The sequence below is a fragment of the Verrucosispora sp. SN26_14.1 genome (assembly GCF_004307965.1).
Taxonomy (GTDB): Bacteria; Actinomycetota; Actinomycetes; order Mycobacteriales; family Micromonosporaceae; genus Micromonospora.
Map to the genome: position 1 here is coordinate 1 of NZ_SISL01000256.1, position 8,498 is coordinate 8,498.

The window sequence follows — 8,498 nt, forward strand, 5'->3', positions numbered from 1 at the left end:
GGCGGGCGATCCGGCCACCTGACCGCCGCGCGACGGGCAGGCCGGTGACGCGACCTGCGGCCCCGCCGACCGGGTAACCCTGGGCGTGCTCGGTCGACACCGCAATGCCAGCATGACGGCATGGATATCTACGAGGACGAGCGGACCGTGTCGCGGGCGGATCTGGCCGCGTGGCTGCGTCAGGTGGCGAGCCAGGTGGAGGCCGGGCAGGTCTTCTACGGTGCCGCCGGCACCATCGCCGTCGCCGACCAGGTGCACTGCGAGCTGGAGATCGAGCAGGAGGGGAAGGACGAGTACTCGATCGAGATCGAGTTCTCCTGGAAGAACCCGGTGGTCGAGGCGGAGAAGCCCAAGGCCGACGCGGAGAAGACCGACGCCGAGAAGGCGGCGGCGACCGAGGCGGACGAGGAGCCGGAGACGGAGTCCTCGGCGACCGCCTGACGGCACGCCGATCCCGTTCGGGGAGGGCCGCCGAGACCGGCGTGGGCGGGACGACCCGCCCCTGCGGTGACGCGGCGCGCCCTCGCCGATGGCAGCGGTCGCCGCGTCGTGCTCACCGCAGCCGGCCGCGCCGACCGAACCAGTCGCGGGAGACCCGGGTGTTCAGCGCCCACAGCACCCAGAGCAGCAGGAGCCCGCCGACGCAGGTGATCGCGCCCCACAGGCCGAGCGAGGCGGCGGCCAACAGGCCGGTCAGCGCGTACGCCGGGTAGGGCGCCCACTGACGGCGGGCGGCCAGGCTCACCGCCACCAGCGTGCACGCCACGGCCATCACGGCGAAGAAGACGGCGGCGCCGAGCGAACCGCCGTCGACCACCGCGCGGTGCGCGGTCGCCAGCGCGAACAGCAGCGCCAGTACGCCGAAGACGAGCACGGTGAGCCGGACGGGTGTGGGCGTCGCGGGGTGTCGGAACGTGTCGCGGTAGCCGCCGTCGTGGACTCGTCCGACCATACCGACAACGATGGGTGTCGACACGCGACCGCAGGCCGCCACTGTCACCAATGCGACACTTTCCCGGCCTCGCTCTAAGCTTCCGGCCATGGCCAGGTACTTCGACGTGCATCCGGACAACCCGCAGCCGCGCATCATCGGTCAGGTGATCGACATCGTCCGGCGCGACGGCCTGATCGCCTACCCGACCGACTCGTGCTTCGCGCTCGGCAGCCGGCTCGGCAACAAGGCGGGCATGGACCGGATCCGGGAGATCCGCCAGCTCGACAGCGGGCACCACTTCACCCTGGTCTGCCGCGACTTCGCCCAGCTCGGCCAGTTCGTGCAGCTCGACAACGCGGTGTTCCGGGCGGTGAAGGCCGCCACCCCGGGCGGTTACACCTTCATCCTGCCGGCCACCCGCGAGGTCCCGCGCCGGCTGCTGCACCCGCGCAAGAAGACCGTGGGCGTCCGCATCCCCGCGCATCCGGTCACCCGCGCGCTGCTCGACGAGTGGGGCGAGCCGTTGCTGTCGAGCACCCTGCTGCTGCCCGGCGACGAGGAGCCGATGACCCAGGGCTGGGAGATCAAGGAACGCCTCGACCACGCCGTGGACGCGGTGGTCGACGCGGGGGAGTGCGGCACCGAGCCGACCACGGTGATCGACTTCTCGGACGGTGAGCCGGAGGTCGTCCGGGTCGGCGCCGGTGACCCGGCCCGCTTCTCCTGACCACCCACCGCACCCCGGTCAGGGGCGGTGTCGCCGAACGGCCGACGCCTGACGGGTGGGGCGGCGCAACACCGCGATCCGGTCGCCCCGGGTCCGCACCGACGTGCGCCCACCACGTCGGCGCCGCACCGTCAGGTCGAAGGTGTGCCCACCGACCCGTACCCCCTCCAGCGTGAGGTCCGGTAGCCACGGCGGCAGGTGCGGGTCGAGGAGGATCGCCCGCAGCGGCGCGGCCGGGCGCAGCGCCAGCAGCGCCTGCACCAGCGCGACGACCGCGCTGGCCGACCACGCCTGCGGAGAGCACGAGTTCGGGTAGACCCCCGGATGCGGGAAGGTGTCGCGGGGCAGGCCGCTGAGCACCTCGGGGAGGCGGTGCTCGGCGAAGAGGGCCGACGCCGCGAACGTCCCCTCGGCCAGCCGGTGCAGGTGGTCCCAACAGCCGTACCGGGCGAGCCCGAGGCCGATGGTGCCCGCCTCGACCGGCCAGACACTGCCCCGGTGGTAGCTGAACGGGTTGTACGCCGGGTGCGTGGCGGAGAGAGTGCGGATGCCCCACCCGCTGAACATGTCCGGCGCGAGCAGCCGGTCGGCGACCACGGGCGCGATCCGGGCCGGCACGATGCCGGAGGCGAGCAGGTGCCCGTCGTTGGAGTTGACCGAGCGCACCGGCCGCCCGTCCGGGCCGAGGGCCATCGCGTAGCAACCCCGGTCCGGCATCCAGAAGGCGTGGTGGAACCGGCGACGCAGGGCCCGCGCCCGCCGCACCAGGGCCGCGCCCGTCGCGGGATGACCGGTCACCGTGAAGATCACGGCCGCGTGCCGCAGGGCGGCGTACCAGTACGCCTGCAACTCGCTGCTCGCGATCGGGTTCGGCACCGGCCGACCGTGTTCGTCGACCACCGCGTCGTCGGAGTCCTTCCAGCCCTGGTTCTTCACGCCGACCCGGGAGCGGCAGTGGTACTCCAGGAACCCGTCGTGGTCCTGGTCGCCGAACCGGTCGAGCCAGTCCAACGCGCGCCGGGCCGCCGGCAGCAGCGCGCGGACCGTGTCGAGGTCCGCCGTCCAGGCGTAGTACTGGCCGAGGAACATGAGGAGGTCCGGAGCGGTGGACCAGTCACCGTGGTAGTGCGACAGCGGGTCGAGACCGAGCGCGGACACCGGCCCCTGGCGCGCCTCGTGCAGCGGCTTGCCGGGCTCCTCGTCGCGCCAGTCGTCGATGCGCCGTCCGAGGTGGGCGGCGTTGAGTCGCAGACTGTCGGCGAGCATCGTCGGGCCGGCGAGCATCGCCTGCCACGAGGCGGTCATCGTGTCCCGGCCGAAGATCTCCTGATAGATCGGCAGGCCGGCGATGGGTGCGGTCGGGCCGGACGGCTCGCCGAGGGGTAACCCGGCCAGGTCCTCCGTCGCGCATCGCCAGGCCGCCGTCACGTCGAAGTTGGTGCTGGTCAACTGGGTGAACTCGCGTTCCAGCCGGGTGCGGGCCGCACCGGCGAGGTCACCGGAGTCGATGAAGCTCGGCGGTGGCGCGACGAGCCGTTCGCCGTCGAAGACGGGCTCGACGAGGATCTCCACCTGCCGACGTCCGCGGGTCGGCAGCGCCAGGTCGACCTCGAAGCCGTCGTCGGCGTACCGGAGCGGCTGGTCCGTCCGGGCCCGGATCGCCACCGCCCGGTCCAGGCCGTCGCAGCGGTAGATCAGACGGAGCTCCCGCTGCGCCGGGTCCCACCGGCGCTCGACCGTGCCGGACTGCACCCGCCGGCCCCGTTCGGCCTCGCCGGTGTCCGCGAAGTCGGCGTCCAGCTCGATGCGCAGTCGCAGGTCCAGCGCTGTGTCGGCGTAGCTGAGCACGGTCAGCCGGGTCCGCAGCCCCGCCCCCACGAACCGGGCCACGGTCAGGTACGCCGCCCGCGAGGGCAGTTCGTCACCGGCACCCAGCTCGGCGTAGGACAGTTGGGCGTACCCCTGGACGGTGGCCGTGCTGAACGGCACCGGCTCCCGTCCGTCGACGGTGATGCGCTCGGTGTGCAGCACCCGGGTGTTGCGGGCGAAGAATCCCTGCGGCCCGGTGCCGGTGATCCGGCCCCGGACGTCGGTGACCAGCGTGCTCCAGCCGCTGGCCAGATAGAGCAGGTCGGGGCGGACGCGCAGATTGCGGACCCGGCTCATCCGTTCCCCCTGGCCTGCGGTGGACCTGGCGTGGCGACGGTGCGACACGCGGCGGCGTCGGTCGGCGGTTCCTACCCCCTCGCCGCCCGGGTACACCTGTAGGCATGGCGCGGGGGAGGGTTCCGTGGCTCGGAACCCTCCCCCGCAGGTGCGGGTCGGATCAGCCGGTGAATCGGAAGTAGGTGCGGTACTGGAAGCCGTTGTCCAGGGTCAGGACGAACTCACGGCAGGTGCCGGCCCAGGCGGGGTCGGTCTTCCAGACGTAGTTGTACTGGCCTCTGGCATTGGCGGACATGCCGGAGTTGCCGGGATTGGCGGCGGCCACCGGGAGCGGTCGCGGCGTGACCGAACCGTCCGGGTTGACCGTCTGCAGCGTGTCGCAGTCGACCAGGCGGGAGTACGGCGAGTTGCTGGCCAGGATGTCCAGCCCCCGGTTTGCGGCGAGTTGGAACTTCATCGGTGCCGCGTCCCCGGCGGGCAGCGTGTTCAGGCCGGGCGCTGCGGTGCGGCCGACGAAGTCGCCCCGGCAGGACGGGTGCGTGTCGAACGCCTCGGTGTTGTCGTCGCGGTTGGTGGTGCCCTGCACCGCGCTGTAGCCGAGACCCCGGCGGGCGAACGAGGACCAGAGGGTGCAGGCGTTGTCGCCGCCGGTCAGCGCCGCGTCGGCGGCGATGATTGCGTTGCGGCCGACCACGAAGCCCGGCCCGCAGCCCTGCATCTTCAACCCGTCCATCACGAGCTGCATGGCGAGGTTGTTGCCGCCGGTGTTCCAGTCGCCGTACACATTCGGGTTCAGACCGTGCCGGTCGATCAGGTCCCAGGTGACGTCCCAGAGGACGGCGGCCCAGCCGTGCCCGATGCCGTGCGGCGCGGCCAGCGAGGTGCCGTTCAGCCAGCCGCCGGTCTTGATGCTGTCGTAGGTGAACGGCTGCGTCTCCATGTTGCGCGAGTACGGCCGGGGGCGCAGCCCGTTGCCGGTGCGGTCGGACTGATAGAGCACGTACGGCACCAGGCCCCGCGAGCCGTCGGCGGTGTCGAGGGCCGGGTCCAGCAACGTGGTGATCGCGAAGAAGTCGCTCCAGCCCTCGCCCATCTGCTCGTTGCCGGTCAGGCAGTTGATTCCCGGGCCGCCGGTCAGCCGCAGCGAGATGCCGTGGCCGTACTCGTGGATGATGATGCCGGCGTCGAGGTCGCCGTCGCGCATACCGGGGTGGCTGGGGTGCTTGCGGACCGACCCGGTGACCGTGCCGTCGGCGATCGCGGCCTTGATGGTGGTGCCGTCGGCCTGGGTGACCGCCACCGCGGGGATGGTGACCGGCGCGGTCGTCATGGCACCGGTGAGCACCGGCGCGGCTCCGGCCGCGTTGTGCGCGACCACCACCGCGTCGGCGCCGAGTGACTCGGCGATCTGGGTGCGCAGCAGGTAGGTGCAGGCGGTGGTGCCGCCGTCGACCACCGCGACCCAGCCGTCCTCGGGCAGCGAGGCCGGGTACGACGAGGCGGCGCAGCCGGTGCCGCCGTGCACGAACGGGCGGGCGGACAGACCGGCGCCAGTCGGTGCCGGGCTGTAGCGCGACCAGGTGGCGTCGAACGACCCGACCCCGTCGACGACGACCTGGTTCTGCGCGCCGAACTGGTTGCCCGGCCACAGGTACATCTGCATCCGGGGTACGCCGACGCCGTCCACCGCCGGGGTGGAGAAGTTGGCGTTGTTCGAGCCGCCGCCGTCGGCCGCCTCGGCGCGGACGTAGTCGCCGCCGACACCGCCGCGACCGTAGTTGTTGGCCTGGAAGTTCCCGGACGCCTCGTCGAAGCCGTAGCGGTACGAGACGTCGTGGATGATGTTGTTCCAGTAGAACAGGTTGGCGGTGGCCGCGTCCCGGTAGCTCTGCGGGTTCTCGTCCAGGTCGAGCGGGAAGTTGAAGGTCAGGTTCGGCCCGCCGTCCGGGCTGCTGCCGAAGTCCGGCGCGTTGTTGTTGTCCTGGTCCTGGTACGCGTGGACGTTGTTGCCCTGGGTGGTGGTGAACTCCGGACCGGGCACGCCGTCGGTGTCGTGCCACCCGTGCGGCGAGGCCAGCGCGTCCGCCGGGTCGGTCACCACGGCGCGGGGGCCGTCGTTCGGGCTCTCCGTCGGGTAGCCGTAGACGTGGTAGCTCGACCCGTCCCGCACCGGGTCGGGCGTGCCGAGTGGCGCGGAGCGCCGAGCCGGCATCGTCCGGCCGGAGACCGGGTGCAGGGTCTCGGCGAGGTCGTCGGTGTGTTCGTGGGTGGTCCAGTCGTCGGCGTCGAGCAGGTCGCCGCTCTCCGCGTCGACGGTGGCGTTCCAGAGATGCGCGTCGGTGGCATCGTCGATGACGAGTTGCCAGGCGAGGCGGAGCCCGGCGTCGGTGGGCTGCCAGCCGAGCTTGGCCGGGATGGGCTCCTCGGAGATGCCGCTGCCGCTGACGACGGTGCCCTGCGCCGGGCCGCCGGTGCGGCTCATCACCCGGGTGTTGGTGGGTGTGGGCAGGTCCAGGGCGTCGGCGGCGGCCTCGACGGCGTCGACAGCGTCCAGGTCGGGGGTGGTGGCCCCGGCGGTCAGGCCGGCCACGAGGGTGTCGCCGACGAAGACGACGCTGCCGTCGCGGGCGACGTTGACCGTCGCGGTGGCCCCGAAGATCTCCAGCTTCTTGTGGCGCTGGGCGAGGTTGACGTGGGTGACGCCGGTGTGCCGGCTGGTGTAGCTGGACACCACGGCGAGGTCACCGAGGTCGGCGGCGGTCACCCCGTGCCGGGTCGGGTCGGCGCGCAGGTAGGCGGCGGCGATGTCCTCCGGGGCGCCCTGGTTCGGGCCGGTCAGGAAGATCTCGTGGGACCTGAGGGGTTCCTCCGGGGCCGCCGCGGCGGGCTTCGCGGCGACCGAGGTCAACGAGGCGACGAGGGCGGTGGACAGCAGCAACGCGCCGCTGCGGCGAGCGCGTGACGAGCGGGGTTGTCGGGGCACTTCTGCTCCTTCGGGGGTGGAAAGGACAGCACGGAGCGCCGATCCACGACCGGGCGGTCCGTCACGGCGGCCGTGACGCTCGCGGTGCGGTCACGGTGCGTGACCGTGTCCGTGCGAGGTGGATCGCGTCGACGCTACGGCGCAGCTCACGGCCGGTCATCCGACGGATGTTCAAATATTTCGATCTATTGCTCCTACGTCTGTCGTGCGACCGTTCCGAGCTGCGGCAATGCGTCGTCGGTCCGTACGTCGCGCGCGTAGACACTGTGTGTATAGCCCGCGTGTATAGTGGCACTCATGTCTGTCGGTTACGCCCTACTGGGTCTGCTGGAGCAGGGCCCGCGACACGGTTACGACCTCAAGCGCTCCTACGACGACCAGTTCGGTCGCGGGCGGTCGCTGCACTACGGCCAGGTCTACGCCACGCTTGCCCGGTTGCTCAAGAACGGTCTCGTCGAGGTCCAGTCCGAGCCCGGCGAGGGCCCGGACCGCAAGCGGTACGCGATCACCGAGGCCGGCGTCACCGACGTCGAGCAGTGGCTGGCCCGACCGGAGCAGCCCGAGGTCTATCTCCAGAGCAAGCTCTACACCAAGGTCGTCCTGGCGCTGCTGACCGACCGTGACGCGGTCGACCTGCTCGACGTGCAGCGCGCCGCCCACCTGGCGCAGATGCGGGAGCTGACCCAGCGCAAGCTCGCCGGTGACCTGGCCGACCAGCTCGTCTGCGACCACGCCCTGTTCCACCTGGAAGCCGACCTGCGCTGGTTGGAGCTGACCGCCGCCCGGCTGGACCAGCTCCGCGCGCAGGTGCGAGAGGAGATGCGATGAACCCCGCAACGGACGCCCCGCTGCTGGAGGCGGAGGAGCTGGTCAAGACGTTCGGCGCCACCACGGCGCTGGACGGCGCGTCGCTGCGGGTGCACGCCGGTGAGGTGCTCGCCCTGATGGGCCCGTCCGGCTCCGGCAAGTCCACCCTGCTGCACTGCCTGGCCGGGATCGTCATGCCGGACTCCGGTCGGGTCCGCTACGCCGGCCAGGATCTGGTCGCCCTGTCCGACCAGCGGCGCAGCGCGCTGCGCCGGACCGAGTTCGGCTTCGTGTTCCAGTTCGGGCAACTCGTGCCGGAGCTGACCTGCCAGGAGAACGTGGCCCTGCCGTTGCGGCTGTCCGGCGTCCGTCGGCGGGAGGCGGCGCGCCGCGCTGCCGAGGCGTTGGCCCGGCTGGAGGTCGGCGACGTGGCGGACAAGCGCCCCGGCGAGGTCTCCGGCGGTCAGGGCCAGCGGGTGGCGGTGGCCCGCGCGCTGATCACCGGTCCTCGGGTGATCTTCGCCGACGAGCCGACCGGTGCGCTCGACTCGCTCAACGGCGAGCGCGTGATGCGCCTCTTCGTCGAGGCGGCCCGGCAGACGGGCGCCGCGGTCGTGCTGGTCACGCACGAGGCGCGGGTGGCCGCGTACTCCGACCGGGAGGTCGTGGTGCGCGACGGCACGGTCCGCACTCCGGCGCAGGTCCGATGAGCGCGGGGACGCGACGTGGCGGGTTGGCCTGGCTGGAAGACCTGGCGCTGGGCGTACGGCTCAGCGTGGCGGGCGGCCGGTCCGGCTGGACCCGACTGGCCCTGATCTCGGTCGGTGTGGGCCTCGGGGTGGTGCTGCTGCTGACCGCCGCCGCCCTGCCCACGCTGGTCG

Annotated in this window: 7 protein-coding genes; 4 read left to right on the plus strand and 3 right to left on the minus strand. The window is 72.2% G+C overall.

Going from position 1 to position 8,498, the window contains the following annotated elements:
• Positions 1–120: 120 nt before the first annotated feature.
• Positions 121–441: an amphi-Trp domain-containing protein gene (locus EYA84_RS20695; RefSeq protein WP_131054700.1), complete on the plus strand. Its 321-nt coding sequence runs from the start codon at positions 121–123 to the stop codon at positions 439–441.
• A 112-nt stretch (positions 442–553) separates the two neighbouring features.
• Here the strand turns inward: EYA84_RS20695 and EYA84_RS20700 are convergent, their stop codons facing one another.
• Positions 554–952, minus strand: a complete 399-nt coding sequence (locus EYA84_RS20700) for a hypothetical protein (protein WP_131054701.1) — start codon at positions 950–952, stop codon at positions 554–556.
• 88 nt (positions 953–1,040) lie between these two features.
• On the opposite strand from EYA84_RS20700, the gene EYA84_RS20705 reads away from it, so the two are divergent.
• Positions 1,041–1,661, plus strand: a complete 621-nt coding sequence (locus tag EYA84_RS20705; protein ID WP_131054702.1) for an L-threonylcarbamoyladenylate synthase — start codon at positions 1,041–1,043, stop codon at positions 1,659–1,661.
• An 18-nt stretch (positions 1,662–1,679) separates the two neighbouring features.
• On the opposite strand, the gene EYA84_RS20710 is transcribed toward EYA84_RS20705, so the two are convergent.
• On the minus strand, positions 1,680–3,827 hold the full coding sequence (locus EYA84_RS20710; RefSeq protein ID WP_131054703.1) for a glycogen debranching N-terminal domain-containing protein: 2,148 nt from the start codon (positions 3,825–3,827) through the stop codon (positions 1,680–1,682).
• Between the two features lie 160 nt (positions 3,828–3,987).
• A complete protein-coding gene (locus EYA84_RS20715; protein ID WP_236145874.1) occupies positions 3,988–6,810 on the minus strand; it encodes a M36 family metallopeptidase in 2,823 nt (940 codons plus the stop codon).
• Between the two features lie 297 nt (positions 6,811–7,107).
• On the opposite strand from EYA84_RS20715, the gene EYA84_RS20720 reads away from it, so the two are divergent.
• Both EYA84_RS20720 and EYA84_RS20725 read left to right on the plus strand, forming a co-directional pair.
• A complete protein-coding gene (locus tag EYA84_RS20720) occupies positions 7,108–7,638 on the plus strand; it encodes a PadR family transcriptional regulator (protein ID WP_131054704.1) in 531 nt (176 codons plus the stop codon).
• Positions 7,635–8,327, plus strand: coding sequence for an ABC transporter ATP-binding protein (locus tag EYA84_RS20725; protein WP_131054705.1), 693 nt, complete (start codon positions 7,635–7,637; stop codon positions 8,325–8,327). The genes EYA84_RS20720 and EYA84_RS20725 overlap by 4 nt, the downstream gene beginning before the upstream one ends.
• Positions 8,328–8,498: the final 171 nt, after the last annotated feature.